29 protein-coding genes are annotated in these 26137 nt (G+C 46.1%); all 29 read right to left on the bottom strand.

All coding sequences use genetic code 11. From position 1 onward, the window contains the following. Window positions 1-120: 120 nt before the first annotated feature. On the bottom strand, window positions 121-1341 hold the full coding sequence (gene ccmI, locus AB4133_RS10100) for a c-type cytochrome biogenesis protein CcmI (protein ID WP_017066363.1): 1221 nt from the start codon (window positions 1339-1341) through the stop codon (window positions 121-123). Then, a complete protein-coding gene (locus AB4133_RS10095; RefSeq protein WP_017066364.1) occupies window positions 1341-1832 on the bottom strand; it encodes a cytochrome c-type biogenesis protein in 492 nt (163 codons plus the stop codon). Before AB4133_RS10095 ends, ccmI begins: the two co-directional genes overlap by 1 nt. Continuing rightward, a complete protein-coding gene (locus AB4133_RS10090) occupies window positions 1829-2380 on the bottom strand; it encodes a DsbE family thiol:disulfide interchange protein (RefSeq protein WP_017066365.1) in 552 nt (183 codons plus the stop codon). Before AB4133_RS10090 ends, AB4133_RS10095 begins: the two co-directional genes overlap by 4 nt. 5 nt (window positions 2381-2385) lie before the next feature. Next, window positions 2386-4356 (bottom strand): heme lyase CcmF/NrfE family subunit, encoded by a 1971-nt coding sequence (locus tag AB4133_RS10085; protein ID WP_017060654.1) that lies wholly within the window; start codon window positions 4354-4356, stop codon window positions 2386-2388. Next, window positions 4353-4835, bottom strand: coding sequence for a cytochrome c maturation protein CcmE (ccmE, locus tag AB4133_RS10080; protein WP_372224337.1), 483 nt, complete (start codon window positions 4833-4835; stop codon window positions 4353-4355). Before ccmE ends, AB4133_RS10085 begins: the two co-directional genes overlap by 4 nt. After that, a complete protein-coding gene (gene ccmD / locus AB4133_RS10075; protein ID WP_009848525.1) occupies window positions 4832-5038 on the bottom strand; it encodes a heme exporter protein CcmD in 207 nt (68 codons plus the stop codon). The genes ccmE and ccmD overlap by 4 nt, the downstream gene beginning before the upstream one ends. Window positions 5039-5052: 14 nt before the next feature. Next, window positions 5053-5793 carry a heme ABC transporter permease gene (locus tag AB4133_RS10070; RefSeq protein ID WP_017064107.1) on the bottom strand — a complete coding sequence of 247 codons (741 nt, stop codon included), beginning with the start codon at window positions 5791-5793 and terminating at the stop codon, window positions 5053-5055. A gap of 148 nt (window positions 5794-5941) precedes the next feature. Continuing rightward, window positions 5942-6610 carry a heme exporter protein CcmB gene (gene ccmB, locus AB4133_RS10065; RefSeq protein WP_017060658.1) on the bottom strand — a complete coding sequence of 223 codons (669 nt, stop codon included), beginning with the start codon at window positions 6608-6610 and terminating at the stop codon, window positions 5942-5944. A 1-nt stretch (window position 6611) separates the two neighbouring features. Beyond that, window positions 6612-7229, bottom strand: coding sequence for a cytochrome c biogenesis heme-transporting ATPase CcmA (gene ccmA / locus AB4133_RS10060; RefSeq protein WP_017060659.1), 618 nt, complete (start codon window positions 7227-7229; stop codon window positions 6612-6614). Between the two features lie 278 nt (window positions 7230-7507). Next, a complete protein-coding gene (locus AB4133_RS10055; protein WP_017060660.1) occupies window positions 7508-8020 on the bottom strand; it encodes a DUF2802 domain-containing protein in 513 nt (170 codons plus the stop codon). Continuing rightward, window positions 8020-8514, bottom strand: coding sequence for a chemotaxis protein CheW (locus tag AB4133_RS10050; protein WP_017064109.1), 495 nt, complete (start codon window positions 8512-8514; stop codon window positions 8020-8022). The genes AB4133_RS10055 and AB4133_RS10050 overlap by 1 nt, the downstream gene beginning before the upstream one ends. Window positions 8515-8586: 72 nt before the next feature. Then, the gene (locus AB4133_RS10045; RefSeq protein ID WP_372224335.1) at window positions 8587-9687 is read right to left on the bottom strand and encodes a chemotaxis protein CheW; all 1101 of its coding nucleotides are present in this window, start codon (window positions 9685-9687) and stop codon (window positions 8587-8589) included. Continuing rightward, on the bottom strand, window positions 9674-10456 hold the full coding sequence (locus tag AB4133_RS10040; protein WP_017064111.1) for a ParA family protein: 783 nt from the start codon (window positions 10454-10456) through the stop codon (window positions 9674-9676). The genes AB4133_RS10045 and AB4133_RS10040 overlap by 14 nt, the downstream gene beginning before the upstream one ends. A gap of 10 nt (window positions 10457-10466) precedes the next feature. Next, on the bottom strand, window positions 10467-11591 hold the full coding sequence (locus AB4133_RS10035) for a chemotaxis response regulator protein-glutamate methylesterase (protein WP_372073038.1): 1125 nt from the start codon (window positions 11589-11591) through the stop codon (window positions 10467-10469). 13 nt (window positions 11592-11604) lie between these two features. Continuing rightward, window positions 11605-13785 carry a chemotaxis protein CheA gene (locus AB4133_RS10030; protein WP_372224333.1) on the bottom strand — a complete coding sequence of 727 codons (2181 nt, stop codon included), beginning with the start codon at window positions 13783-13785 and terminating at the stop codon, window positions 11605-11607. A gap of 9 nt (window positions 13786-13794) precedes the next feature. Next, the gene (locus AB4133_RS10025) at window positions 13795-14526 is read right to left on the bottom strand and encodes a protein phosphatase CheZ (protein ID WP_017064113.1); all 732 of its coding nucleotides are present in this window, start codon (window positions 14524-14526) and stop codon (window positions 13795-13797) included. A gap of 105 nt (window positions 14527-14631) precedes the next feature. After that, window positions 14632-15000 (bottom strand): chemotaxis response regulator CheY, encoded by a 369-nt coding sequence (gene cheY / locus AB4133_RS10020; RefSeq protein WP_016767062.1) that lies wholly within the window; start codon window positions 14998-15000, stop codon window positions 14632-14634. Between the two features lie 42 nt (window positions 15001-15042). Then, window positions 15043-15777, bottom strand: coding sequence for an RNA polymerase sigma factor FliA (locus AB4133_RS10015; protein ID WP_017060667.1), 735 nt, complete (start codon window positions 15775-15777; stop codon window positions 15043-15045). Continuing rightward, complete coding sequence (locus tag AB4133_RS10010; RefSeq protein ID WP_017060668.1) at window positions 15770-16657, bottom strand: MinD/ParA family protein; 888 nt, start codon at window positions 16655-16657, stop codon at window positions 15770-15772. The genes AB4133_RS10015 and AB4133_RS10010 overlap by 8 nt, the downstream gene beginning before the upstream one ends. Window positions 16658-16670: 13 nt before the next feature. Beyond that, window positions 16671-18233 carry a flagellar biosynthesis protein FlhF gene (gene flhF / locus AB4133_RS10005; RefSeq protein WP_029235190.1) on the bottom strand — a complete coding sequence of 521 codons (1563 nt, stop codon included), beginning with the start codon at window positions 18231-18233 and terminating at the stop codon, window positions 16671-16673. Window positions 18234-18260: 27 nt separating this feature from the next. Beyond that, window positions 18261-20360, bottom strand: a complete 2100-nt coding sequence (gene flhA, locus AB4133_RS10000) for a flagellar biosynthesis protein FlhA (protein ID WP_372224331.1) — start codon at window positions 20358-20360, stop codon at window positions 18261-18263. A gap of 210 nt (window positions 20361-20570) precedes the next feature. After that, a complete protein-coding gene (gene flhB / locus AB4133_RS09995) occupies window positions 20571-21701 on the bottom strand; it encodes a flagellar biosynthesis protein FlhB (RefSeq protein ID WP_017064116.1) in 1131 nt (376 codons plus the stop codon). Window positions 21702-21710: 9 nt separating this feature from the next. Beyond that, complete coding sequence (gene fliR, locus AB4133_RS09990; protein WP_017060672.1) at window positions 21711-22493, bottom strand: flagellar biosynthetic protein FliR; 783 nt, start codon at window positions 22491-22493, stop codon at window positions 21711-21713. Between the two features lie 6 nt (window positions 22494-22499). Next, entirely contained in the window at window positions 22500-22769 is a 270-nt protein-coding gene (gene fliQ, locus AB4133_RS09985) for a flagellar biosynthesis protein FliQ (protein ID WP_029235191.1), read from the bottom strand. Between the two features lie 11 nt (window positions 22770-22780). Continuing rightward, window positions 22781-23710, bottom strand: coding sequence for a flagellar type III secretion system pore protein FliP (gene fliP / locus AB4133_RS09980; RefSeq protein ID WP_017064117.1), 930 nt, complete (start codon window positions 23708-23710; stop codon window positions 22781-22783). Next, the gene (gene fliO, locus AB4133_RS09975) at window positions 23697-24137 is read right to left on the bottom strand and encodes a flagellar biosynthetic protein FliO (protein WP_017060675.1); all 441 of its coding nucleotides are present in this window, start codon (window positions 24135-24137) and stop codon (window positions 23697-23699) included. The genes fliP and fliO overlap by 14 nt, the downstream gene beginning before the upstream one ends. Beyond that, window positions 24137-24547: a flagellar motor switch protein FliN gene (gene fliN, locus AB4133_RS09970; protein WP_004736208.1), complete on the bottom strand. Its 411-nt coding sequence runs from the start codon at window positions 24545-24547 to the stop codon at window positions 24137-24139. The genes fliO and fliN overlap by 1 nt, the downstream gene beginning before the upstream one ends. A gap of 29 nt (window positions 24548-24576) precedes the next feature. Next, window positions 24577-25620 (bottom strand): flagellar motor switch protein FliM, encoded by a 1044-nt coding sequence (gene fliM / locus AB4133_RS09965; protein WP_372224329.1) that lies wholly within the window; start codon window positions 25618-25620, stop codon window positions 24577-24579. Between the two features lie 7 nt (window positions 25621-25627). Next, entirely contained in the window at window positions 25628-26116 is a 489-nt protein-coding gene (gene fliL / locus AB4133_RS09960) for a flagellar basal body-associated protein FliL (RefSeq protein WP_017060677.1), read from the bottom strand. Window positions 26117-26137: the final 21 nt, after the last annotated feature.

The following is a 26137-nucleotide window of genomic DNA, read 5'->3' as shown; positions in this document are numbered from 1 at the left end:
CCTTTTCCATAAGGAATTCAAATAATAAAAAAGGCCAGCAATCGCTGGCCTCAATTGTTTGGCTAAGTCTATACCGTTTATCTGCAAATCGGAATAGATAACACCTATGCAAAGTGATGATTAATATTGCTTATTGATATCAATGGTAACTGGAGCGCCCAATTCAACCACTTCACTTTCACCGTACCAATCACCTTCGCGAGTTGAAACGTTGCCGTCTGTATCAAGCCTAGCTCTAACCATCAGTGTTTCAAGGCTAGACAGCTCTTGCCCTTCCAGCATGCTGTTGCCGTCATCTAGCACAACCGTACGAGGGAAAGTCCCTAGTGGGTAGCGTGCCGCTGCGATAGGCATTGGAGAACCATCAGCTCTGTGTACTGACACAATTAACACTGAGTTAGGGTCAGCATTCACGTCTGCAGATAGATCGAGCGTTACAGCAACAGTCTTACCTTGGTCGACACCCATAGTGTCGCCCATTTTCTTCTGAGCACTTTCAATACTGCGCGAAAGCATTTCATAGCGACTGTCTTGTGGACCAATCATCTGTTGCATGATGCTCCAGTACTTCACAGCACCTGGGTAGTCTTGACGCTCAAACGCATCAAACGCAAGCAGTGAGAACACACGAAGGTCAACGTAATCGTTTTGAATCAAACGGCTCAAAATCAAACGAGCTTGGTTTTGATCAGCTTCATCAGGAGAAAGCATCAGTGCTTGTGCGAAACCTAACTGAACATCTTCATTCTTAGGTTCAAGCTTGTAAGCTCGTTCCATAGAATCTTTTGCTGTTTCAGCGTCGCGGTTAGCCAGTGCAATACGACCGAGTAGCAACCAACCTGTTGAATCTTTTGGTTGGTAATGCAGACGAGTACGAAGCGCTAGAGTCAAATCTTCCAACTCATCATCCGTTAGTGCACCACCTTCCGATGACATTAGCTTTTTAGACAATTCAGGAAGGTTCGAGCTCACTTCTTGCCAGTGTTGAACTTTGTCCAACGCACCGAACTTAAAGTACATACCATAAGTCACAACGACGACAAGGATGATCGACGGTACAACCACACCAAGCGTAGAGATTTGAGTCTTCTTCATCTCTTCTTGTGCAGGAACATCATCAAGCAGAGACTGTTTCAAATCATCGATCAGTTCTTGTTGGTTATCAACAAGACCTTCCTCTGCTTCTACTTCTAACTCGACAAGACGGTCTTTATAGAATGCTTTGTTCAACTCGTCGCGAAGCATTTCGTCATTGTTTGCCTTCTTGTTAATGAAAGGCAGAACAATTAAGAAAATTGCCGCTAGCGAAAGGATAATGGTAGAAATCCAAAATAGAGTCATTACTTCTTATCTCCGTCGTTCTCTTCATCGAGTAACGCTTTTAAGCGAGCTTCTTTGTCTGCATCCCAGTCTTTATCTGACTCTACTGCCGCTTTCGATTTTGACTTTCTGCTTCGCAAAATGATCAAGCCAAATCCAAACACAACCACCGCAAACGGACCAATCCAAAGGATCGATGTTGCTAGTGTCAGTGGTGGATTGTAAGTCACAAAGTTACCGTAGCGAGCAATCATGTAATCAATGATATCTTGCTTCGACTTACCGTCTTTTGTCATCTCGTACACTTTTTGACGTAAGTCGACCGCTAACTCAGCGTTCGAATCACCAATCGTGTTGTTCTGACATTTAGGGCAGCGTAATGTATTGCTTAGCTCTTTGAACTGCTGCTCTTGATCTACGGTATCAAATTCATGAAATTCGATAGGTGCAGCAGAAACCGTCGCTGAGATTGCGAACGTAGCAAATAGAGTAATCAATGCCTTTCTAATCATTTCGATTCCTCCAACAACTCTTGATACATCGGCTCAAGCGTCGATGCCCAGTTGGTCGGGTTCACATCACCAACATGGCGGTAACGAACCACACCGTTAGCATCAATTAGGAAAGTTTCAGGTGCGCCATACACGCCGAGGTCAAGACCTAGCATGCCATTACCATCAAACAGGCTGATTAGGTACGGGTTACCCAGCTCTTTTAACCAACCAACCGCTTTATTGCGATCATCTTTGTAATTAAGACCAATGATCTTAACCCCTTGACCAGCAAGTTTGTTCAGGTAAGAGTGCTCTGCATAACAAGTAGGGCACCAAGTCGCCCATACGTTAAGAAGCAACGGCTCACCTTTAAAGATAGCTTGATCATGCAGCTTACCTGGTTGCTCTAAATCTTCTAGGTCAAACTCAGGCACAGGCTTACCAATCAATACGGATTCAAGCTTAGTTGGGTCATCACCCGACTGGTTGCGCATTAATTGCGTTGCAAAGATTCCAGCTAGAACCATGAACGCAATCAATGGAATGAATAAAATCTTCTTGTTCATTCGGATTAAGCCTCCTGCTCTTCAGCCGACTTTTTGGTTGGCTTACGGAAACGGTAACGACGGTCACTGATAGCAATAGCGCCACCAATCGACATGATCAAAGAGCCTGCCCAGATCCAACGTACAAATGGTTTGTAGTAGATACGTACAGCCCAAGATTTGTTGTCGTCTAAACGTTCACCCATCGCGATGTAAAGATCGCGCGTTACACCACGGTCAATCGCTGCTTCCGTCATCATAGACTTAGCGGTGGTGTAGAAACGTTTTTCAGCGTGAAGCGTGTTGATGTATTTGCCTTCTTTAGTAATTTCAAAGTCAGCAATGTAACCATCGTAGTTAGGACCATCTTTGTCACGAACCCCTGTAAACAGGAAGCTGTATTCTTCAAGCTGGTAGCTTTCACCAGGTGCCAGACGAACATCGCGTTCGATGCTGTAGTTTTGCACCATCGCGATACCAATCACTGTCACAGCTAAACCGATGTGACCACACATCATTGCCCAGTGGCTTCGAGGTAGCTTAGTTAGACCTTTCAGGAATGTGTGACGGTGAGTCGCACGTTCATGCAACTCAAAGCCGTGCATGAAGATAATCCAGAACGCCATTACCCAACCAGCAAACGCAGTACCACTGAAGCGGTCGGCCAATAGAGCAACCATTAGCGCACTCAAGCCAAGTGAGAATGCACCTGAAATCAGCATTGGTTTAACAAGCTTAGATAGGTTGTCACGTTTCCAGCGGATCAGAGGACCGATACCAAGCAGGAACGAGAACGGGATCATTAACCAAAAGAACAACATGTCAAAGAATGGTGCACCGATAGATACCGAGCCCAAGCCTAACTGTTTGTGAACTAATGGCAGTAGCGTACCGACTAATACAACGACAAGCGCTGCAATCAATAAGATGTTGTTACCAAGCAGTGCGTTTTCACGAGAAACCAAATCGAAGTTACCGCGAACACGAACCGATGCGCCTTTAACCGCGAACAACAGCAGTGAACCACCAATAACAAAGACTAGGAAACCTAGAATAAACATACCACGAGCAGGATCCGACGCAAACGCGTGAACCGATACCAAGATGCCTGAACGAACTAAGAATGTACCTAGTAAGCTTAGCGAGAATGCAGAGATAGCCAGCAATACTGTCCAAGCTTTAAATGTGCCACGCTTTTCTGTTACCGCTAGTGAGTGCATCAGCGCAGTACCAGCCAACCAAGGCATGAATGAAGCGTTTTCTACTGGATCCCAGAACCACCAGCCACCCCAGCCAAGTTCGTAGTAAGCCCACCAAGAGCCTAGTGCGATACCTACTGTTAGGAATAACCAAGCTGCGATTGTCCAAGGACGAGACCAACGAGCCCATGCCGTATCTAAACGACCACTCATTAGAGAAGCGATGGCGAAAGAGAACGCTACCGAGAAACCTACATAACCCATGTAAAGCATTGGCGGGTGAATAATCAAACCCGGGTCTTGCAGTAGTGGGTTCAAGTCACGGCCATCTACAGGGAAGAAAGGCAATGTACGTAGGAACGGGTTAGACGTTACGATAATGAACAGCAAGAAGCCGACAGTAATCAAACCCATGATAGCCAGTACGCGAGCCACAGACTCTTGAGGCATACCACGACTAAACGTCGCTACAGCAACCGTCCAACCCGCTTGGATAAGAACCCAAAGCAGTAATGAACCTTCGTGAGCGCCCCAAACCGCCGTAATTCGGTAGTACCAAGGCAGTTGGCTATTCGAGTTACTTGCTACGTATTGAATCGTAAAATCATTTGTGTAGAACGCGTAACACAGGATAAAGAACGAAATCGCTAAGAATCCGAACATACCCCACGACAACGGTCGTGCGCTGTTCATCAATAATGTGTTATTTCGAGCGGCTCCATACAGTGGGAGCACGCTTAGCAGCAATGCAAGTCCCAAGGACAGGATCATCGCAAAATGGCCGATCTCGGCTATCATTGAGCATTTCCTTCTTTTTGTTCAGTCGTGTATTGCAAAGGCTCATGGGTTTTCTTCATTGCTTCCGCAACTTCAGAAGGCATGTACTCTTCATCGTGCTTTGCCAACACCTCAAACGCTTCGATTGTCGTTGCATTTTTAAGAACACCCTGAGCAACAATACCTTGGCCTTCACGGAAAAGATCAGGAAGGATGCCATCGTATAGAATTGTTACTTTAGGGCCTACATCTTGCAAATCAAAGCTTACACGTAGTGATTCATCGTCACGGCTTACAGAGCCGACTACGACCATGCCACCAATACGTAGGCGTTGACCAACTTCAGGTTTCTTACCATCTTTGCCGTTGACCAGCTCAGTTGGTGTGTAGAACAGATCCATGTTCTGGTTAAGTGCGTAAACCATCAATCCAACAGTCGCACTGATACCAAAAAAGATCGCTAAGACAATGCCCAGCCTCTTTTTACGTCTTGGGTTCATAGAGTGTTCTCCATATTTTTTGCTGCATCGATACGAGCTTGACGATCAATCTTAGCTTGTACTTCATTTAGTAATTGCTTACCACGACGAACGCTTACGACCAGTAAAATGATCATCGCGAGGAATGTGATTCCAAATGCACTCCAGACATACGAGGCATAACCTCCCATGGCAAAGAAATCACTCAAAGATTCAAAATACATAATTACCTACCCTACTACGCTTTTTCAGCCGCAAGCTTGCGAACCCATGGACGGTGACTTTCTTTACTGATGATTTCGTTACGGAAACGAACCATAGTCACAGCACCAAAGAAAAAGGCGAAGCCGAAGATGTTAAGAAGAAGCGGCCATAACATGTCACTTGAAATAGAAGGCTTGTCGAACTTAGTGATCGTCGCGCCTTGGTGAAGTGTGTTCCACCACTCTACTGAAAAGTGAATGATAGGTAGGTTGATGACACCAACGATAGCCAAAATGCCTGCCGCTTTCGCTGCTGTTTTTTGGTCGTCAAAAGCGTGGTGTAGTGCAATCACACCCAAGTATAGGAATAGAAGAATCAGCTCTGAGGTTAAACGCGCATCCCAAACCCACCAAGCACCCCACATTGGTTTACCCCAAACTGCGCCAGTTAGTAACGCAATGAAGGTAAACACAGCGCCAATCGGTGCCATCGCCAGTGCGGCCATGTCTGATAGCCTTACCTGCCATACCAAACCGATAAAGGCAGCAATCGCCATCGACATGTAAACGCCCATCGACCAGATTGCAGACGGAACATGGATGTAGATGATACGGAAGCTATCGCCTTGTTGGTAATCAGAAGGCGCAAATGCAAGCCCCCACACGGTACCGACGGATAGACACAATAGCGCTAGGATCGAAAACCATGGCAAAAGTTTACCAGCAAGCTGATAAGAGGTTTCTGCTTTGGCATAGGGATGGAGCCATTTCCACATGTTGTAATCTCACTCTTACTTCATATTGCTTACAGCTATTAAAGCTATAATTATAATAATTTTATTTGTCTTGCTTTCAGTTTTATTGACTCTATGAGTCCAATCGACACATTTGGTTCACATTGGCTATACGATAACGGAACCCCAATCAGTTCACACTTACTCTAAGTGCGGCACTGATCGCAAAAGGCGTCATAGTCATCGCACCCATTAACATTGCCCCAAGCACCGCCAATTGACCGTTGTATGCAACGCCCAAAGCCGCAGCGTCAATCGCTGACGTCGCGAAGATTAAAATGGGGATGTAAAGCGGCAAGATTAACAGGCTTAACAGGACTCCGCCCTTCTGTAACCCAACGGTTAACGCAACACCAATCGCACCAATAAAACTCAATGCGGGTGTTCCTACCAGCAAGGTCAACACAACTGAGAGCCATGTATCAAAATCTAAAGACAACAAAACAGCCAATAATGGGCTGATTAAAATCAATGGTAACCCGGTCAACAACCAGTGTGCTATGACTTTGGACAATACTACCAACTGCAACGGGATTGGCATCAGCATCATCTGTTCAAGGGCGCCATCTTGAAAATCATCACGGAAAAGACGCTCTAAAGAGAGCAATGCAGACAGCAAAGCGGCCACCCAAACAATACCCGCAGCAATACGCGCAAGTAGGTTTGGCTCTGGGCCAATACTCAAAGGGAAAAGCGTGATAACAATGATGAAGAACCACAAAGGGTTAAAGATATCCGCTTGACGTCGAAACGCGATAAGCAGTTCGCGTCGGATAATCGTGGTCATTGAAGAGATCATATTACTCACCCAACTTTATTTTTCTTAGTTTCGGGCTATCAGCAAACATATCTTGGTGTGTGGTTAACAACACAATGCCACCGTTGTCTGCATGCTGAGAAAAAAGAGATTCGAGAACTTTCACGCCCTGCTTATCAATGGCAGTCAGCGGCTCATCAAGAATCCACAACATTTGCTTGCTCAACCAAAGGCGAGCCAACGCAACTCGGCGTTGTTGGCCTGCTGAAAGTTGCCCCGCAGGTACGTCTTCTCTGCCCGCAAGCCCGACTTGAGCCAGCGCGTGGTAAAGCTCTTCTTTGCTGGTACCGCCACTGTGAATCGACTGATAAAAGCTCAGATTCTCATAAGCACTAAGCTCGCGCTTTACGCCTGTTTGGTGACCAAGAAAAAGTAAATTTTGATGATAAACATCTCGACTCGATTCAATAGACTCACCGTCCCAAGAGATAGTGCCGTCATCGCGATCGCCTAAGCCAGTAATAATCCTAAGGAGTGTCGTTTTCCCGGTACCGTTACGACCTTCAACTTGAACCAGCTCACCTGGTTTCAATTGAAAAGACAACGATTCAAACAGAATCCTGTCGTCACGAATAGCAGTTAAATTTGAGACTTCTAGCATAGGTAAATTTAGTCGAGTAATGAGAGCGCTATAGTAGCACACCAACATGGTGACAAAACAGGACTAGGCGTTTTCGATAGAACAAAGTCGGTAAGAAACTGTTACCACCTCATCACAATTTACACATTTTCATCAACAAACAAGATATTGTCGTAGATACAAGCACTTATAAACATCGTTCTATATAGATCGGACAGGCATAAAAAAAGAAGCCGAAGCTTCTTTTAAGAGGAATACGTAATAAACATCAATTGCTCAATACGAATTAAGCGCTCAATTTAACGACGTCGAGGCGGGTCTCTGCGATCGCGAGAGGCATCGGGTTGCTGATCGTACGATGAAGGGTCGCTTCGTAATGAAGGAATTTTCTCTTTACCAGCAAGCTTGTTCTGCAGAGACATCATCAGCTCAGCTTCTGCTTTGGGTAATTCACATTCTTCAATTAACTCGTTAATCCCAGCGCCAAGCTGAACCATTTTCGTTGCACGTGTGTACAAACGTCCATCGGTATCCGCATGTTCCAGCTCAACAATACGTTCATTCAAATGTTTGATAAGATCTTGTTGTTCAGTCACTTTCTGGCCAAGGCCAACCACAACAGAGCGAACCTCAAGTAATTGCTTACTCGATTTTTGAAGCTCTTTGTCCAAGTTACGAACTTGCAGGCGTGACTGATCGAGCTGCTTTTGAATCGCACGTTTTACTTTGCTAATCAAAATCAGGATAAATAACGTAAAAACCCCAACGCCTGATATCAGAGCGACAGGGCTTAAAGGAAGCGCTTCAAACATTACAGGTGAGCCATCTCATCCCATTCGTCTTCGCTTAGTAGTTTGTTTAGATCTACTAAGATAAGTAGCTTGCCATCTCGGTTACTTACACCTTGGATGAACTTAGCACTTTCATCAGTACCAACACTTGGCGTTGTGTCGATTTCAGAAGAACGCAGGTAAACCACTTCAGCAACGCTATCTACTAGAATGCCAATTACTTGACGCTCAGATTCAATAACGATGATACGAGTGTTGTCTGTGATTTCACCTTGCATCAAACCAAAGCGAGAACGAGTGTCGATAACAGTAACAACGTTACCACGTAGGTTAATAATACCTAGAACGTAATCTGGAGCACCCGGTACTGGAGCAATTTCGCTGTAACGTAGTACTTCACGTACTTGCATTACGTTGATGCCGTAAGTTTCTTCTTCTAGCTGGAAAGTCACCCATTGAAGTACTTCATCATTCGTTTGCTCTTTTCTTACTTCAACTTCACTCATATGAGACATAGATAATCCTCTTGCCGTCGTTACCGACCACTATTATTAACTTGATGCTTATTGTTAGCCCAATGCTTATTACTAGCTTAATGCTTTTACATCTAGCCCTGCGTTTAGCATGGCGATTAATGCTTCAACATGAATCAAAGCACACATTTTTTCTTTTACCATACCAGCGAGCCATGGGCGTTTCCCTGCCATTTCTCGCCAACGTACTTTGTCTGTATTAAGTAGCTCGGTGCCTTTGAGCTCTGTGCCCGCTAGGCCCCACAAGCTCTCTCCAAGCATCACTATATATTGATAGTTTTCTTTGTATTCGTCACCTGATAGTTTCTCAGACATCACCCATTTTGCGGTGTCGACCACATCTAGCTGACTATCACGGTTGGTTTGTAAACCCAAATACCAAGCTGGCTTACCAATGATATGACTTAACTCTTCAAGGCGATGGATGCCGCCAAGCTCATCAAGTGGCACCGCAAAGGTCACGCCGTTTACATCAAAATACAAGACTTGAAAGTCTTCTTTGCGAACCGTACTTTCCCAAGAGGTAAACTGGTCAGCACCTCCTGCTTGAGTTTCGGGTTCAATAACTGTCTCGGGATCAGGAACGTCAAGTTCAGGCTCAACAGCCTTAACTTCTACTTGTTCCGTCTCCAACGATTCAGCTTGTAACTCTTCAATTTGCTGCGATTCAACAGGTGGCTCTAAAACAATTGATAAATCGGGTTCTGGAAGATTCCAATCCTGAATCTCTGGCTCTTCGAACACTTGAACAGACTCAACCGCGGCATCAAACATTTGCATGTCTGCTTGCTGGGCGATTTTCTGGGTGTTCTGATCCATCAACTCATCAAGGTTCAGTTCATCAACAACATTGGTCGCCTCTAAACGACTCAGTAGTTTCTGAACATCTTCAAGGTTAGGGACCTCAAACTCAGCCGCGCGTATTTCTGCGTAGCTAGAGTGGTGACTCGAAAATTGGCGCTCTGGCTCTGGCTCTGGCTCTGGCTCTGGCTCTGGCTCTGGCTCTTCAGATTGTGATTCGTCGCTCGACTCGTCAACAAAAAAATCGTCAGATTCAAAGCTTTCATCGCCTAATAACGCAGTAAAGTAATCATCCAGTGCTTGTTCACTAGAGAGACTTGGCTGCGCCATTGTTGATTCTTTATTCGCGCTCATTTATCGCCAACCTTTCGAGATAAATAAGCAACTGTTTATAAGCAAATACACCACGGCTACCCGATGCAAAATGAGAGGCTGGCAAGCGTTTTAGGCTCGCGTCTCGAAACTTGGTATCAATCGGCACAGCAGACGTCCAAACTTGGTTTGGGTAATCATCTTTGAGCTGCGTTAATGTTTGCAGTGAGGCTTTGGTTCGCTTGTCGTACATCGTCGGGACAATCGTCACCTTAAACGGTGTTTTGCGCGACTTCTGCATAATGGTCAAAGTGCGAATCATGCGCTCTAAGCCCTTCATCGCCAAAAATTCCGTCTGTACCGGAATCAATATACGATCGCTTGCAGCCAATGCATTGACCATCATCACACCAAGAATTGGCGGGCAATCGATCAACACATAGTCGTAGTCATCTTTTAAAGCGGCCAAAGCACGCTTCAAGATCAACCCCATGCCGCTTCGATTTCCCATTACACGGTCTAATGTCGCCAAAGACATGTGGGCAGGAATAATATCGATACCTTCGACTTCCGTCTGTAAAAGCAAAGGTCTTACCGTCTGCGCGTTAAACTCACGCAACTGGAACAGATCAAACAGGCTCGATTCCACCGTATCTGAGTCGTACCCCAGATAGGTGGTCAGTGATGCATGTGGGTCAGTATCAACCAATAGAACACGGTGCCCCTTCAACGCAAGTAAACCTGCTAGAGTCACGGTCGTGGTCGTTTTACCAACACCACCTTTTTGGTTTGCAACACTCCAAACAATCATTTCGATTTACCTAAGCTAACCCAACTTCAACCAAGATCCTTTCCGCTATGCGGTCTAGAGGGAGGTCTTCAGTAGAAATGCCAGCTTTTGCTACAGCTTGAGGCATACCATATACAACACAACTATCTTCGTCTTGTGCCCAAATCGTCGAGCCCGCAGTTTTCAACATACGCGAACCTTCTCGACCATCTGCGCCCATACCGGTCAGTATCATAGACAAGACTTTGTCGCCGTAGATCTTTGCAGCAGAGCCGAATGTGACATCCACACAAGGCTTGTAGTTCATGCGGTCGCCGCCATCGATAATTCTTAGACGTGCAGACCCTGCTCGGCCATCAACCATCATCTGTTTACCACCTGGAGCAAGATACGCCACTCCAGGTTTTAACACATCACCGTCTTGCGCTTCACGAACTTCAATCTTGCACAAGGTGTTCAATCGACTAGCAAAAGCAGCAGTGAAAGTTGCTGGCATATGCTGAACTAACACAATTGGGTGTGGGTAGTTAGCAGGGATGCGAGTTAAAATCTTCTGTAGAGCAACAGGGCCGCCAGTCGAAGTACCAATTGCTGTTAATTGATACTTCTTACCTGACGCTCTGAATTTCGCCGTTGATGCAACCGCAGGCTTCGCTGTCGAAGTCGCAGCTGCTGTTGAAATCGGCTGGCGCAATGGCGTAGGTGTTGAAGTGGTCGCTGTCGCTCTCGGCGCAATAGGAGCACGACGCATAAACGCACGCTTCGCAGCAATCTGAATTACACGTTGTTGAAGCAATGCAACTGCATCGTCACGGTTACGTGCAATGTCTTCAAACTTCTTAGGTAGGAAGTCGAGAGCACCTGCATCTAACGCATCTAACGTTGCTCTCGCTCCATCATGCGTTAACGATGAAAACATCAAAATAGGCGTTGGAGACGCGGCCATGATCTCACGAACGGCAGTGATGCCGTCCATGACAGGCATTTCAATGTCCATCGTGATTACGTCAGGTCTTAGCTGTTTCGCTTTCTCAACGGCTTCTTTACCGTTTACTGCAACATCAATGACTTCTAGGCGAGCCTCTGAGTTGATGATCTCACTAACGCGACGACGAAAAAAACTCGAATCATCAACGACTAATACTTTAATCGCCATATTTATCCTTAAATTAAATTCTTGACGCAGCTGCGTACTGCTTCAACAAGTCCGGCACATCAAGAATCAATGCAATGTGTCCGTCACTTGTAATTGTCGCGCCTGCCATTCCTGGCGTGCCTTGCAGAAGCTTATCAAGCGGCTTGATCACGACTTCTTCTTGACCGATAAGCGTATCGACAACAAAACCAACACGTTGGCTACCAAGTTGTACGATAACAACATGGCCGTGTCCTTTGCGCAGTTCAACAATACCCGCTTTAGGTGCAAGCCAGTTTTGCAAGTAGAACAACGGAATAGACTTATCGCGAACGATGATCGTCAGCTGACCATCAACCACGTTTGTGCGGCTTAAATCTAGGTGGAAGATCTCGTTAACCGATGCCAATGGCAATGCAAATGGATGACCGGCAACACCGACCATCAAGGTTGGTAGAATCGCTAGGGTTAGTGGAACCTTGATGGTGATCTTGGTGCCCTGTCCCATTTCTGAATCAATATCAATAGAGCCGTTCAGCGTGTTGATCGCTGTTTTCACAACGTCCATACCCACACCACGACCAGAGATATCCGAGATCTGCTCTTTGCTTGAGAAGCCAGGAGCAAAAATCAGGTTGAAACACTCTTTATTCGATAAACGAGACGCTGCATCTTCATCCATCAGGCCACGTTTAACCGCGATAGCACGAAGCTTATCAGGGTCCATACCGCCACCGTCATCAACGATAGCCAGTTCAATGTGGTCACCTTCTTGAGAGGCAGACAGAATCACTTTACCCGTTTGTGATTTACCCGCAGCAACACGGTCGTTTGGCATTTCAATACCATGATCGACAGAGTTTCTCACCAAGTGAATCAGGGGATCAGCAAGTGCTTCTACTAAGTTTTTATCAAGGTCCGTTTCTTCGCCACGCATTTCAAGAACGATGTCTTTCTTCAAGCTACGAGCAAGGTCACGGACAACTCGTGGGAAGCGACCAAATACTTTCTTGATCGGCTGCATACGAGTCTTCATTACCGCACCTTGAAGGTCTGCAGTAACAACATCTAAGTTAGAGACAGCTTTCGACATTTCTTCGTCGTTGCTGTTGAGGCCTAGGCTGACTAGTCGGTTACGCACCAATACCAGTTCACCCACCATGTTCATGATGGTGTCCAGTGTTGATGTATCAACACGAACTGTCGCTTCAGCTTGTTGCTTCTTAGCCGGCACTTTAACTTCAGCTTTTGCTGGAGCGCTCGGTTTTGGCTCAGCTTTAACGGCAACTGGCGCAGCAGGTTTAGGCGCAGCTTGAGGTGCTACTGCCTTAACTTCTGCTGGCTTAGTCGCGGCATCCAATTCTTCAATCGAAGGTCCATTACCTGAGCCATGTAGTTGGTCAAGTAACTTCTCGAACTCTTCGTCAGTCATCAGATCATCGCCTTCAGACATCGCCGAAACAGGTGCTGCTGGCGGCGTTGGCGGTGGAGGAGGCGTTGAACTTGCCGCTGTCGGGCTCTTACCCGCACCGTGCAATTCATCTAATAACTTTTCAAATTCGTCATCAGTAATATCACCACTGTCAGCAACAGACTGAGGTGCAGCGGGTGCTGGCGGCGGTGTTGGTGCAGAAGGCGCTGTTGGTGAACCACCTTTACCGTGAAGCTCATCAAGCAAGCGTTCAAACTCATCTTCAGAGATATCATCGACTGAAGATGCATTGATGTTTGAGCTTTCAGCAGCAATAACAGGCTCAGGCGCTGCAACAACAGGTTCAGGGATAATAGGTACAGGCGCTTCTACTGGTGCCACTTCATCCGCAGACTCTGGTTTACAGAGACGGTGAAGTTCATCCAATAAAGATTGGTCGGCTGGCACTAAAGGTTCCTGATCTTGCACGGCGCGAAACTGTACATTGACTGTATCTAGCGCCTGCAGCATGGTATCCATCAAACCTGATGTTACGCTGCGTTGGCCGTTTCGCAGAATGTCGAACACATTCTCAGCACCATGACAAGTATCCACCAGCTCAGTTAATGCTAGGAAACCAGCACCACCTTTTACTGTATGGAAACCACGGAAAATAGCATTTAATAGGTCTTTGTCGTCAGGGTTATTCTCAAGCTCTACCAGTTGTTCTGATAGGAGTTCAAGGATCTCTCCTGCTTCGACTAAAAAGTCCTGAAGAATATCTTCGTCTAAATCGTAGCTCATACGTTACCTTTAAAATCCAAGACTGGATAACAAATCGTCGACTTCATCTTGAGATGCGACAGCGTCTTCGCGCTCTTCTGGGTTCATAATTGGACCTTCAGGCGCAATCGATGCTTTCTTCTCTGACTCTGGAGTTGGCTCTTTTTGATTCGCACCGAATACCGTGAGAATCTCGACCAAACGTCCTTCCACCTCATTCACCAAGGTAATAACTTTGCTGATTATCTGCCCAGTTAAATCTTGGAAATCCTGAGCCATCAAGATTTCAGTCAATTGTCCGCGTAGTTCAGTACTGTCGCCTTCTACTTGGACAAGCAATCCATCAATGCGGTGACATAAAGCTTTAAATTGTGCCAGCTCAATGCGGCCATGCATCAGTTCATTCCATTGAGGCCTTACTTGAAGTAAACACTCGTGTAGGTTGTCTGCGATTGGCATACAGCGATCGACAGCGTCCATCGTCTTATTTGCCGCAACTTCCGTTTTATCAATGACATACTGAAGGCGATCCCTTGCATCAGGGATTTCGTCATTTGCGATAACGCTGATGCGTTCATCGAAATTGAATTGAGTCAAAGAGTCGTGGAGGTCGCGTGTCAGACTTCCTATTTCTTGAAGCATTGGATTGTCTTGAAGACTAAAGTTATCTTCATAAATGCTTCTCACAAGAGAATCAGCATTTTGCTGCTCATCGTTCTCAAGCAGCTCTACTAATTTTTTTGCTTGTTCTAATGAAATCATCCTGAATTCGGCCTTACTCCGCATACTTTGTGCGCTTAGGCTATCGAGATAAACAGATAACTTATCAGTCAGTGTTTACCTAGAAGTGCCTAAATTTATTGATGCTTATAAGCGATCAAAAATCTTATCAAGTTTCTCTTTCAGCGTTGCAGCAGTGAAAGGCTTCACAATGTAACCATTAACACCCGCTTGCGCAGCTTCGATGATCTGCTCACGCTTCGCTTCAGCTGTGATCATAAGCACTGGAAGGTGCTTAAGTTCTGCGTCTGCGCGAATGTGTTTAAGCAGGTCAATCCCTTGCATGCCTGGCATGTTCCAGTCAGTTACCACGAAATCAAATTCGCCTTTTTTCAGCATAGGTAACGCGGTCAAGCCATCATCTGCTTCTTGAGTGTTGTTGAAACCTAAATCGCGAAGTAGGTTTTTAACAATTCGGCGCATCGTTGAAAAATCATCAACAATGAGAATTTTCATGTTTTTGTTCAAATTAGCCTCCACTGAATAGGATCAGTGTTGTTAGTCGTTCTGTGTCCAAGCACTTAACTTAGTGCGTAAACGCTGCATAGATTGGCTCAGTATTTGGCTGACACGAGATTCGCTGACACCTAACACTTCCCCAATCTCTTTTAAATTGAGTTCTTCGTCGTAATAAAGCGAAAGCACAAGGCCTTCCCTTTCCGGAAGTTGTTTTATCGAATCGATCAAAGCTTGGCGGAATGACTCATCAGCAACCCCTTGAAAAGGCGTATTATCTTGAGAGTCTTCATTCGGAGATATTACATCATCTGAGACGCCTAAATCTTCAATTCCAACCAGTCTTGAGCAATTAATGTCAGTTAAAGCACTGTGATACTGCTCTAAACTGAGCCCCATGTGTTTTGCCACTTCGGCATCACTCGGGTCGCGGTTGAGGATACCCTCTAATTCCGCAATTGCACTGCTGATTTCTCGATTGTTCTTATGAACCGATCTCGGCACCCAGTCCCCACGGCGAATGTCATCCAACATTGCCCCGCGAATCCGAATACCAGCATACGTCTCAAAGCTTGCGCCTTTGGTACCATCATAGTTTTGTTGCGCTTCAATCAAGCCGATCATGCCAGCTTGAATTAAGTCATCAACCAATACATTAGGCGGTAATCGCCCCAACAAGTGATGAGCGATACGTTTAACCAACACAGAGTACTTCTCAAAAAAAGCCTGTTGGCTATTGTGATTAGCGTGTTGGTCGTAAGTAAGCGCTTTATTCACCAAATGGTTCCTCTATAAATTCAGTACGATTCAGCAGCCTTTCAACAAAGAACTCCAAGTGTCCGCTCGGTGTTTTTGGTATTGGCCAGGTCAAGGCTTTGTTAGCCAAAGAGCTGATTGCCAATGCAGCTGGAGAGCGAGGAAACGCATCGACTACGATTTTCTGTCTCTTGACTGATTGACGTACTTTATCATCTAAAGGAATACATGCTACGAGTTCGAGGCTCACATTCAAGAAGCGCTCTGTGACCAAAGTCAACTTTGCAAATAATTCTCGGCCTTCGCGGTAGCTTCTGACCATATTTGCAACAACTTTGAATCGCTGAACTTGGTGTTCTCTGCTTAAAAGCTTAATCAAAGCATATGCATCCGTGATCGAGGTAGGTTCATCACATACCACGACAACCACGTCTTGCGCCGCTCTTGAGAAGCTGATCACCATGTCCGAAATACCGGCTGCGGTATCAACCAACAAGATATCCATCTCGTCTTCAAGCGAACCGAATGCGCGAATCAAACCAGCATGCTGTGCGTGTGAAAGTTCAGTCATGCTTTGAGTGCCCGATGTCGCTGGAATAATTTTAATTCCGTGCGGCCCTTCGACAATCGCATCCTTAAGTTCACATTCGCCAGCCAACACATGCCCAAGGTTTCGTTTAGAACGAATACCTAGCATGATATCGACGTTCGCTAGTCCTAAATCGGCATCTAGCACCATGACTTTTTTGCCTTGGCGCGCCATGCAAATAGCCATACCTAACGTCACATTAGATTTACCAACGCCTCCCTTACCACCGGTTACAGCGATAACTTTTGTGAGTGAAGGCTTGGTTAAGCGACGGAGGCCGCTAGCTTGGTCATGTATCATATTTTCATTCATATTTATCCGCCGCCTAGAGCCCTTCAGAATCGCTATTCCAGTAATGAGGTTCATTCTCTGTAGATTTTTCTAATAGCTCATTAGCCTTAGCAATCATGTACTTTGGCTGAGCTATAACGATATCTTCAGGAACTCGTTGACCATTTGCTATGTAAGCAACTGGTAATGCATTTTGTATTACGACACTGATGAATTCACCTAGACTTAGGGATTCATCCAGCTTAGTCATGATGCATCCCGACAACGGGATTCTTCTAAAGTGTTCAATTGTTTCTTGCAGCACTTTGCGTTGCGCGGTTGCAGGCAACACAAGGTAGCTATTGATAACGGAACCACTCTCTTGCATCAATGTGTCTAACTGCTCAGATAGGCGAACATCTCGTTGTCCCATGCCTGCAGTATCGACCAGAATCAGGCGACGATTACGTAACTGATATATTACATCGGCCAGTTCGCTAGAATCTTTAGCAACTCTTACAGGACAACCCATAATTCGGCCGTAGATCGATAACTGCTCATGTGCACCTATACGATATGTGTCAGTTGTCACTAGTGCGACGTTATCAGCGCCATATTCCATGGCAGCACGTGCAGCTAGCTTTGCAACAGTCGTTGTTTTACCCACGCCGGTTGGGCCAAGTAGAGCCACAATACCGCCGCGTTTTAAAATATCTTTTTGTGTAACGGAGATTTGGTCAGCAACCAGAGCTAACAGAGCCTTCCATGCACGTGCAGGTTTAGTATCTTCAGGAATGTAGCAAGCCATTTGATCGGCAAGCTCTGCAGATACACCCATACGTTCAAGGCGCTTAATAAGCATGGCTCTCAGTGGTTCACGGCGCTCAACTTCTTGCCACATCAACCCAGAAACTTGATGCTCTAACAGACGACGAATTGAGGTCATCTCTTCGCGCATCGTTTCCATTTCAGTATCAGAACCTTTGGACTGAGTGTTCTCTCGACCACGATCATAACGGGTAGGATCCAAGCGAGGTGTCGGGCGCTCTACTCTGCGGTCTTCAGCAATCAACTTAGACAAACCCGTTTCACGAGCAAATGCAGAATCAAGATTTCCGTGAGACTGTTGGTTACCGTGAGATTGCTGATGGCCATGAGACTGCAAATTGCTTTGAGTCTGATGACTATGAGGCTTATGGCCCGTGCTTGATTGGCGATTGAGCAATGCTGACAATGAATCTTCATTTTCTGCACGATGCTGTGGCTCATCATCGGCGCCATGACTGTATTGCTTAAGCATATTCGCAAAGCGCTTAGTCATTGAGCGTCCACCTTCAACATTCGACTGTAGGCTAACCTTGTCATCGTCTAGTTGACGTCGCCCAGCAGGAGCTGCGGGCGCGGCCATTTGCGTATATTGGCTTTGTGCAGGCTGCTGAGGTTTATTTAATCTCTGGCTCGCTGTCGACGGGCTGGATTCGCCATCAATAGCGGCAACAATTTCCACGCCACCTGCGACCTTTTTGTTAGACATGATCACCGCTTCTGAACCAAGTTCTTCTTTAACTTGGAGCAGAGCCGTTCGCATATCTTTTGCAAAAAATCGTTTAATTTTCAATTCGATTGTCCGTTCTAATTAGGCGGCTTAATTACCAACAGCTTGTACTATACGTATCTGCTTTTCGTCCGGTATTTCTTGGTAAGACAAGACTCGCAAGCTTGGGATCGTGTTCTTCACGAACTTAGCCAGAGTCGAACGCAACACGCCAGAGGTCAATAGTACCGCGGGCTCACCTTTCAGCTCTTGCTCTTGTGTAGCGTGGCTGAGAGAGGTCTGTAAACGTTCGGCTAAACCAGGTTCAATACCAGCAGATTCTCCGCCGGATGCCTGCATGGTTTGATGCAAGATTTGTTCCAGCTCAGGAATCAAGGTTATCACTGGTAACTCGGGCTCTATACCATTGATTTCCTGAACAATTAATCGTTTCAATGAGATGCGAACCGCCGCAGTAAGTATGTCAGGTTCTTGACTCTTACCTGAATACTCCGACAAAGTTTGGACTATGGTTCGAATGTCACGAATTGGAATCGCTTCATTCAGCAGGTTCTGTAGCACTTTCACAACCACACCCAACTGCAATTGATCCGGTACAAAACCTTCCACCAGCTTAGGTGTTGAGCGGCTGAGCATCTCAAGTAAGTTCTGAACTTCTTCGTGGCCAATGAGCTGCGATGCGTTGTTGGTTAGCAGCTGGCTAAGGTGTGTCGCCAGTACTGTAGAAGAATCTACAACGGTATAACCTAGAGCTTGTGCGTGTTCACGCTGCTCTTCACGAATCCAAACCGCTTCAAGGCCAAAGGCAGGGTCAATCGTCGGCTCGCCATCGATCATGCCATAGACTTGGCCCGGGTTAATCGCGAGCTCCATGTCTGGCTTAATCTCAGCTTCACCCACAGCAACACCCATCAGGGTAATACGGTAGCTGTTTGGTGTCAGTTCTAGGTTATCGCGAATGTGTACCGCTGGGATCAAGAAACCAAAGTCTTGAGACAGCTTTTTACGCACACCTTTAACGCGTTCAAGCAATTCACCACCTTGGTCTCTATCAACCAAAGGAATTAAACGGTAACCCACTTCTAAACCAATAATATCGACAGGTTGAACATCATCCCAAGAGAGCTCCTTCTGAGAGCCTACTTCTCCATTCGATTCAACTGTCGCCGGAAGGTTAGGCTCTTCCGCCTTCTTCTTGTTCTTTTTATCGATGTAATACGCCCCCGCGCCTGCAACGATGGCAAGGCTCAAGAACGAGAAATGTGGCATACCCGGAACAATACCCATGATGCCAAGGATGGCGGCGGTGATCATCAAGGCTTTTGGATTGTCGAACATCTGGAAGACAAGTTGCTCACCCATATCTTCATCAGTATTTTGGCGCGTTACCATCATCGCAGCTGCAATAGACAGTAATAGAGATGGAATTTGTGCAACCAGACCATCACCGATAGTCAGTAGCGTGTAGATTTCGATTGCTTCACCAAAACCAAGATCAAACTGAGCCATACCAATGCTCAAGCCACCAATGATGTTGATGAATAAGATTAAGATACCAGCGATCGCATCGCCTTTAACAAACTTAGAAGCACCGTCCATCGAACCGTAGAAGTCAGCTTCTTTGGTGACTTCAAAACGTCTCAGACGCGCTTGGTCTTGGTCGATCAAACCTGCGTTCAAGTCGGCATCGATTGCCATCTGTTTACCCGGTAAGGCGTCTAACGTGAAACGCGCGCTTACTTCCGAGATACGACCCGCACCTTTGGTTACAACCATGAAGTTGATGATCATAAGAATCAAGAACACCACTAAACCAACCGCGTAGTTACCACCGATAACCACGTTACCGAAGGCTTCAATCACGTTACCTGCCGCGTCGCCACCTTCGTGACCATGGAGCAATACCACACGTGTCGAAGCAACGTTCAAGGCCAATCGAAGTAGAGTCGCAATCAGCAGGACGGTCGGGAATGCAGCGAAATCTAAAGGCCTGCGGGTATAAACCGATACCAATAGCACAACCATAGACAGTGCAATATTGAAGGTGAAGAACATATCCAACAAGAAAGCTGGAATGGGCAACACCACCATAGCAAGCGTTGCAAGTACCATAACAGGTGCACCAATCGCAGGCATGGCACGGTTAGGGATTTTAGGTAGCTTGTCCACAAAAGGCAGGGAGAATTTCATAAATCTAGACAGTTTCGCTATGTTGTAGCTCTCTGAACAAGTGGATTAGGTCTTAGTCAGGGCTGTTTGCTATGGGCTTATAATGTTCAGGCTACTACAGCAAACACTGTACCAACATCTCACGTCAAATTATCGCCATCACCTCTATAAAAGGAAGATTAGCTAGCTCGCTATTATCAGGGTTCATCACGCAGAGCTCAAGCAATTGATCTAATGACGTAAATCAGGTGGGATCGGCATATTAGAATCTTGCAGCTTTGGTCGCTCACCACCTCGTTTTCGGTACTGTTTAAGCTGGAAAACATATGCAAGCACTTGTGCAACTGCTGTAAACAGACCGTCAGGAATTTGTTGTTCTAGCTCAGTGGTATGATAAAGCGCCCTCGCCAATGGCGGCGCTGGAACGATATATATGTCATTTTCACGCGCAATCTCTCGGATCTTCATCGCCATGTGGTCGACACCTTTAGCAACCACAATTGGTGCTTTGTCTTGATTCTGCTTGTAGCGCAGCGCCACTGAGAAGTGCTCTGGGTTGGTGACTATCACGTCCGCTTGCGGCACATCGGCCATCATACGACGCTGAGCCGCCTCCCTTTGCAACATGCGAATTCGACCTTTCACCTCAGGCTTACCCTCGGTGTCTTTGAATTCGTCTTTCACCTCTTGCTTAGTCATCTTCAGCTGATCAGCGTGTTGCCAAATCTGGAATGGGATATCAATCGCCACAACAATCAACAAAGAACAACTGATCAACAGAATAAAGTTGAGCAAGATATCCAAGGCATGGAAGATGTTTTGTGGATAGACGTCCATGCTCAGCTGCATTAAATCATGCTGAGAGGCTTGAATCAGATAAATCGCCATCCCCGATACGAGCGCTACTTTAAGAATAGACTTGAGCAGTTCAACCCAACTTTGCAGGCCAAACATACGCTTGATACCACTGAGTGGGTTGAGCTTAGACGCCTTTGGCATCGCCGCTTGCATTGAGAAGTTAATCCCACCGACACCCGCAGCGCCGATGACGGCAGCAACAAACAAAGTTATCAGTATCAAAAACAGCGGGAACAGCAGGTTCACCAGTGCACCACCAGCGATTTCTAGGAGTTTGTTAGTGTCAAAGATCTCGTCGCGACTCAAAGAGAACAGGCGTTGCATCGCCTCGAACAAAGCCTTCGCCATCGATTCGCCAAACCACATTAATGCAATCGCACCGACAATTAATACCGATGCTGACGCTAGCTCTTTTGACCTTGCAACCTGCCCTTTCTCTTTGGCCTGTTGCAAGCGTTTGGGCGTGGCGTCTTCTGTGCGTTCTTGACCGTCTGACTCTGCCATTTCAGTCTCCTAGCAATCTAACCGGATTAGACGACATATCTGTTGTTCGCCCTGCATCCAGAATAGCTCATAGTGACTATACAAGCCGCCAAGGATGTACCAACAAAGTAACAGACCCACGAGTAGCGCAAATGCAAAACCCAAAGAAAAGATGTTTAATTGAGGTGCCGCACGCGTCATTACACCAAAAGAAAGGTTAATCGTTAGCAGCGCAATAATCCCCGACAATGACATCGCTAATGCCGTTTTGAACATGATGCCGAGCCACAACGCGAGCTCTCGAAAATCCACAGAGGTTAGAGAGCCACTGCCAATCGGCAAGGTCTTAAAACTAAACACCACCAGCTGCAGCATTTTCAAGTGACCATCGGTCGCCAAAAAAAACATGGTCGCTAGCAGCATGAACAGCTGACCAAGTACCGGCGTGTTTTGCCCGTTAGCCGGGTCGACCATTGAGGCAAAACCCAAGCTCGATTGCATACCCAAGATCTGGCCGAGCATGACGAAGGTTTGAATCATGAACTGGGTAACAAAGCCCATGGCCACGCCAATCACGATCTGTTCAAAGACAGTCAGGAAGCCTTGAAAGGACAGAAGTTCAATCTCTTTGGGAACGGCCGGAATCGCAGGCATCACCGCAAAAGTGATCGCCAAGCCTAAATACAGACGAATACGCGGCGACACGAAGCGTGCCCCTGTTACCGTCATCACCATCAGCATCGCTGAGATGCGAGTGTATGGCCAAAAATAATTGGCTAACCACTCTAGTACAAGGCTCGTTGGGTATTCCATATCGGTTTAATACAGAACTTGCGGCAAGCGTTCGATGAGCTCAAAAAAGAACTCCATCATCATCTGGGTCATCCAGTGTGCGAATAGCATCAACGCCAACAAAGTTACGATCAAACGCGGCAGGAAACTCAGGGTTTGTTCGTTGATTGAGGTCGCAGCTTGGAAAACAGCCACAACCAAACCGATCAGCAGGCTAGGAATAATGATGGCGCAAACCATGATTAATACCATCCAAAGGGCATCTCGGAACAACTCTACGAATATTTCAGGATTCATTATTCCCCCAGCTACAAGGCAAAACTGCCGGCGAGTGTGGAGAGTATCAAGTTCCAGCCATCAACAAGAACAAACAGCATCAACTTAAACGGCAGCGATACAATCATCGGTGACAACATCATCATACCCATAGCCATCAATACCGATGCCACCACCAAGTCGATGATTAGGAAAGGCAAGAACAGCATAAATCCGATTTGGAAAGCCGTTTTTAATTCCGATGTGATAAATGCTGGAATCAGAACCGCCATCGAAACATCTTCAGGGTTAGTCACTTCCGCGCCAGAAATCTCAACAAAGGTTTCAAGATCTTTGATTCGAGTCTGCTTGAGCATGAAGGATTTAATCGGTTTTTGGGCAACATCAAATGCCTGTCGTGCCGATATCTGTTCATTAAGATAAGGCTGAACTGCTTGTTCGTTAACTTGATTAATCACTGGCGACATGATGAAGAAGGTCAAGAATATCGCGATACCAATAATGACTTGGTTAGACGGTGTTTGTTGTAGACCCATCGCCTGACGCAAGATAGACATCACAACCACAATACGAGTGAACGATGTCATCAAAATCACCATCGCCGGCAAGAAGCCAAGCATGGTCATTAACGCGAGAATTTGCAGGTTAATCGAGTAGTCTTCACCGCCATTGGCATTGGTTGTCATGGTAAAGGCAGGTATGCCGCCACCATTGCCAGTCAAGCTGCCCGTGGTCATGGTTGTCGATTTGGCTTGGTCTTGTTCCATCGTGCTGATAGTGACCGATTCCGAGCCAGCGGTATTCGCAGGAATGACGGTGCCGTCTTCAGCTTGTGCAAATACCGACACACTGAATACGATTGAGCATAGGAGAATAAGCTGAACCAACCACACTTTCACCGCTCGGAAAGCTCCGGCTTGGTGAAAGTAAGAGGAGTTCAAAAGTCCGTTACTTGTTTGCATCTTTTTTTATTAGCTGGGAAAGCTGACTTGAAAATGTACTTTTTTCCAGCATCTCCTGAGTAAGAGGTTTATCGAGCTTAGAGATCAGCTGAATCGATTGTGTGGTAATCCCTACCAAGAACTGTTCATCACCCGCTTGCACAATAGCGATACGCTCTTTAGTACCAACAGGGATTTGCCTAACAATCGCCAAACCTTGTTGATTCGACATCGCAGGTACTTGCATTCGCTTGAGTAGCCAAGCAATAAATAAAATGAAGGCTATAACGAAAATTAGCGACCCAAAGGTGGTCGCTAAATCGAGAGAAGGCGGTGTTGCTGCAAAGGCAATGGAAGGAGCCGTTAATAGCCCTACTCCCAAGATTCCTCGTAACAAACCTGTCATTCCGAGAAAAGAGCCCGCAAGTCTTTGAGACAAAAAGCTCATTAACGCAGCTTCTTAATTCGTTCTGTTTGGCTAATAACGTCAGTCAAACGAATACCAAACTTGTCGTTCACCACAACCACTTCACCATGAGCAATCAAGGTACCGTTTACCATCACATCCAGTGACTCACCAGCAATTCTATCTAGCTCAACAACCGAACCTTGGTTCAATTGGAGTAAGTTACGAATACTGATCTGAGAGCGACCAACTTCCATCGAAATAGTCACTGGAATATCCATAATGGTATCCAGCTTACGACGCTCATCTTCAGAAATCGGAGATGATGAATCGGTTAGCTCATCAAGTGGTGCCGCAAGCACATCATCAACATCAATTGACGGCGCTAAAGGATCTTCACCAAGTGCTGCAGCCCATTCGTCTGCTAGCTTTTGATCTTCACTAGGTTCCATTACCAATTCCTATACTTTTATCTATTTTACTATTCGTCATCATCACTGTTTTCGAGCTCAGACAATAAGTCTTTACCTAGAAAAGCGAGATCAGTTTTAACCACATGTGGTCTTTGAATTTTTTCCGAAATCTGTACTGCAAGCTGCTCACCAGAACGGCCCATTTTCACACGATAAGTCGGCAGTTCTTCGACAAACATGGTTGCGTGCTCAGGCATGTTCATTGGGATAACATCACCAGGGCGCAGCTCCATCAGATCACGAAGGGAAATATCTTGCTCTAGCAAATTCACGCGGAAATTGACGGGCACATCCATGATCTCATCACGCAGTGCGGTACTCCAACGAACATCGGTTTCCATCTTGTCTGATTGAACACCCGCATCAAGCAGTTCACGGATCGGCTCAACCATGGAGTAAGGCATGACAACGTGGAAGTCACCACCACCGCCATCCACTTCAATGTGGAACGAACTCACAACAATCACTTCGGTTGGGCTCACAATGTTCGCCATACTTGGGTTCACTTCGGAATCCAAGTATTCAAACTCAACCCCCATCACTGGCGACCAAGCTTCTTTGTAATCTTCAAAAACAATTTTCAGCAGTAACTGAATGATTCGTCTTTCAGTAGGCGTGAATTCACGACCTTCAATCTTGGCGTGGAAACGACCATCACCGCCAAAAAAGTTCTCTACGAGAATGAAAACCAGACGAGCTTCCATGGTGATGAGTGCCGTACCTTTCAATGGACGGAAACGAACCATGTTTAAACTGGTGGGTACATACAATGTGTTTTGGTACTCACCAAACTTCATCATCTGTACGCCGTTGATCGACACTTCAGCCGTTTTACGTAACATATTAAACAAGCTGATACGCATATGACGTGCGAAGCGCTCGTTAATAAGTTCAAGGGTCGGCATTCGACCACGGACGATTCGATCTTGAGATGAGAAGTCGAAATTGACCGCATTGTCATTTTCGGTTTCTAAGACATCTTCAACTTCTTCAACATCATCAACGCCATGTAACAGCGCATCAATTTCGTCTTGGCTTAATAAATCGGTCACAAATTACCTATTGAATTACGAAGTCAGTGAATAACACTTTTTCAATCACAGGCTGGCCAACAGCTTGAGCCAGGCTTGCTTTAATATCTTCTGTTGCCTTATTACGCAGTTCCACGCGGCCTGTTGGTGAGCGCAATTGATCAACCGTTGCCGAAGCGAACGTGGCCAGTAGCGTACTTTCTACAAGTGGAGAGTGGTAACGAGCCAGGTCTTCATTCTTACTGCCACGTACCATGAGCTGTGCTTTTATCTGAACTAGGCGATCTTTTTTGTCACCTGTCACATTAAACAAGAAGGGCTGAGGAATATTAACATACATAACCGGCTCTGCAGCGACCACAGCCGTTGCTGGCTGAGACTGAGATTCAGAGGCGCTATCGTCAGAACCTAAGAAAAAGTACAGCGCACCACCTATACCAAGCAGTAACACAACTACGGCAATAATAATTATAAGGAGCTTGCTCTTCCCTTTAGGTGCATCTTGTTCTTCGGCCATATCTTACTCTAACTTCCTGTT

Origin of the sequence: Vibrio sp. 10N.286.52.F8 (genome assembly GCF_041468745.1) — a bacterium.
In the GTDB taxonomy this organism is placed as follows: domain Bacteria; phylum Pseudomonadota; class Gammaproteobacteria; order Enterobacterales; family Vibrionaceae; genus Vibrio; species Vibrio crassostreae_C.
The sequence above is the reverse complement of the archived record's forward strand: the minus strand, read 5'-3'. Positions and strand labels throughout refer to the sequence as shown.

Excerpts from the sequence above, each read along its gene's own strand:
- AB4133_RS10010 (WP_017060668.1), bottom strand. The coding sequence starts at position 16,657 with ATGAATGAAAATATGATACATGACCAAGCTAGCGGCCTCCGTCGCTTA.
- AB4133_RS10025 (WP_017064113.1), bottom strand. The coding sequence starts at position 14,526 with ATGATTTCATTAGAACAAGCAAAAAAATTAGTAGAGCTGCTTGAGAAC.
- flhB (WP_017064116.1), bottom strand. The coding sequence starts at position 21,701 with ATGGCAGAGTCAGACGGTCAAGAACGCACAGAAGACGCCACGCCCAAA.
- ccmE (WP_372224337.1), bottom strand. The coding sequence starts at position 4,835 with ATGAACCCAAGACGTAAAAAGAGGCTGGGCATTGTCTTAGCGATCTTT.
- fliL (WP_017060677.1), bottom strand. The coding sequence starts at position 26,116 with ATGGCCGAAGAACAAGATGCACCTAAAGGGAAGAGCAAGCTCCTTATA.
- ccmB (WP_017060658.1), bottom strand. The coding sequence starts at position 6,610 with ATGATCTCTTCAATGACCACGATTATCCGACGCGAACTGCTTATCGCG.
- flhA (WP_372224331.1), bottom strand. The coding sequence starts at position 20,360 with ATGAAATTCTCCCTGCCTTTTGTGGACAAGCTACCTAAAATCCCTAAC.
- cheY (WP_016767062.1), bottom strand. The coding sequence starts at position 15,000 with ATGAAAATTCTCATTGTTGATGATTTTTCAACGATGCGCCGAATTGTT.
- fliN (WP_004736208.1), bottom strand. The coding sequence starts at position 24,547 with ATGGAACCTAGTGAAGATCAAAAGCTAGCAGACGAATGGGCTGCAGCA.
- AB4133_RS10070 (WP_017064107.1), bottom strand. The coding sequence starts at position 5,793 with ATGTGGAAATGGCTCCATCCCTATGCCAAAGCAGAAACCTCTTATCAG.
- fliP (WP_017064117.1), bottom strand. The coding sequence starts at position 23,710 with ATGCAAACAAGTAACGGACTTTTGAACTCCTCTTACTTTCACCAAGCC.
- AB4133_RS10045 (WP_372224335.1), bottom strand. The coding sequence starts at position 9,687 with ATGAGCGCGAATAAAGAATCAACAATGGCGCAGCCAAGTCTCTCTAGT.
- AB4133_RS10030 (WP_372224333.1), bottom strand. The coding sequence starts at position 13,785 with ATGAGCTACGATTTAGACGAAGATATTCTTCAGGACTTTTTAGTCGAA.
- AB4133_RS10095 (WP_017066364.1), bottom strand. The coding sequence starts at position 1,832 with ATGATTAGAAAGGCATTGATTACTCTATTTGCTACGTTCGCAATCTCA.
- AB4133_RS10040 (WP_017064111.1), bottom strand. The coding sequence starts at position 10,456 with ATGATTGTTTGGAGTGTTGCAAACCAAAAAGGTGGTGTTGGTAAAACG.
- fliO (WP_017060675.1), bottom strand. The coding sequence starts at position 24,137 with ATGAGCTTTTTGTCTCAAAGACTTGCGGGCTCTTTTCTCGGAATGACA.
- AB4133_RS10085 (WP_017060654.1), bottom strand. The coding sequence starts at position 4,356 with ATGATAGCCGAGATCGGCCATTTTGCGATGATCCTGTCCTTGGGACTT.
- AB4133_RS10035 (WP_372073038.1), bottom strand. The coding sequence starts at position 11,591 with ATGGCGATTAAAGTATTAGTCGTTGATGATTCGAGTTTTTTTCGTCGT.
- fliR (WP_017060672.1), bottom strand. The coding sequence starts at position 22,493 with ATGGAATACCCAACGAGCCTTGTACTAGAGTGGTTAGCCAATTATTTT.
- ccmI (WP_017066363.1), bottom strand. The coding sequence starts at position 1,341 with ATGACTCTATTTTGGATTTCTACCATTATCCTTTCGCTAGCGGCAATT.
- ccmA (WP_017060659.1), bottom strand. The coding sequence starts at position 7,229 with ATGCTAGAAGTCTCAAATTTAACTGCTATTCGTGACGACAGGATTCTG.
- ccmD (WP_009848525.1), bottom strand. The coding sequence starts at position 5,038 with ATGTATTTTGAATCTTTGAGTGATTTCTTTGCCATGGGAGGTTATGCC.
- fliQ (WP_029235191.1), bottom strand. The coding sequence starts at position 22,769 with ATGAATCCTGAAATATTCGTAGAGTTGTTCCGAGATGCCCTTTGGATG.
- AB4133_RS10050 (WP_017064109.1), bottom strand. The coding sequence starts at position 8,514 with ATGTCTCATATGAGTGAAGTTGAAGTAAGAAAAGAGCAAACGAATGAT.
- AB4133_RS10055 (WP_017060660.1), bottom strand. The coding sequence starts at position 8,020 with ATGTTTGAAGCGCTTCCTTTAAGCCCTGTCGCTCTGATATCAGGCGTT.
- AB4133_RS10090 (WP_017066365.1), bottom strand. The coding sequence starts at position 2,380 with ATGAACAAGAAGATTTTATTCATTCCATTGATTGCGTTCATGGTTCTA.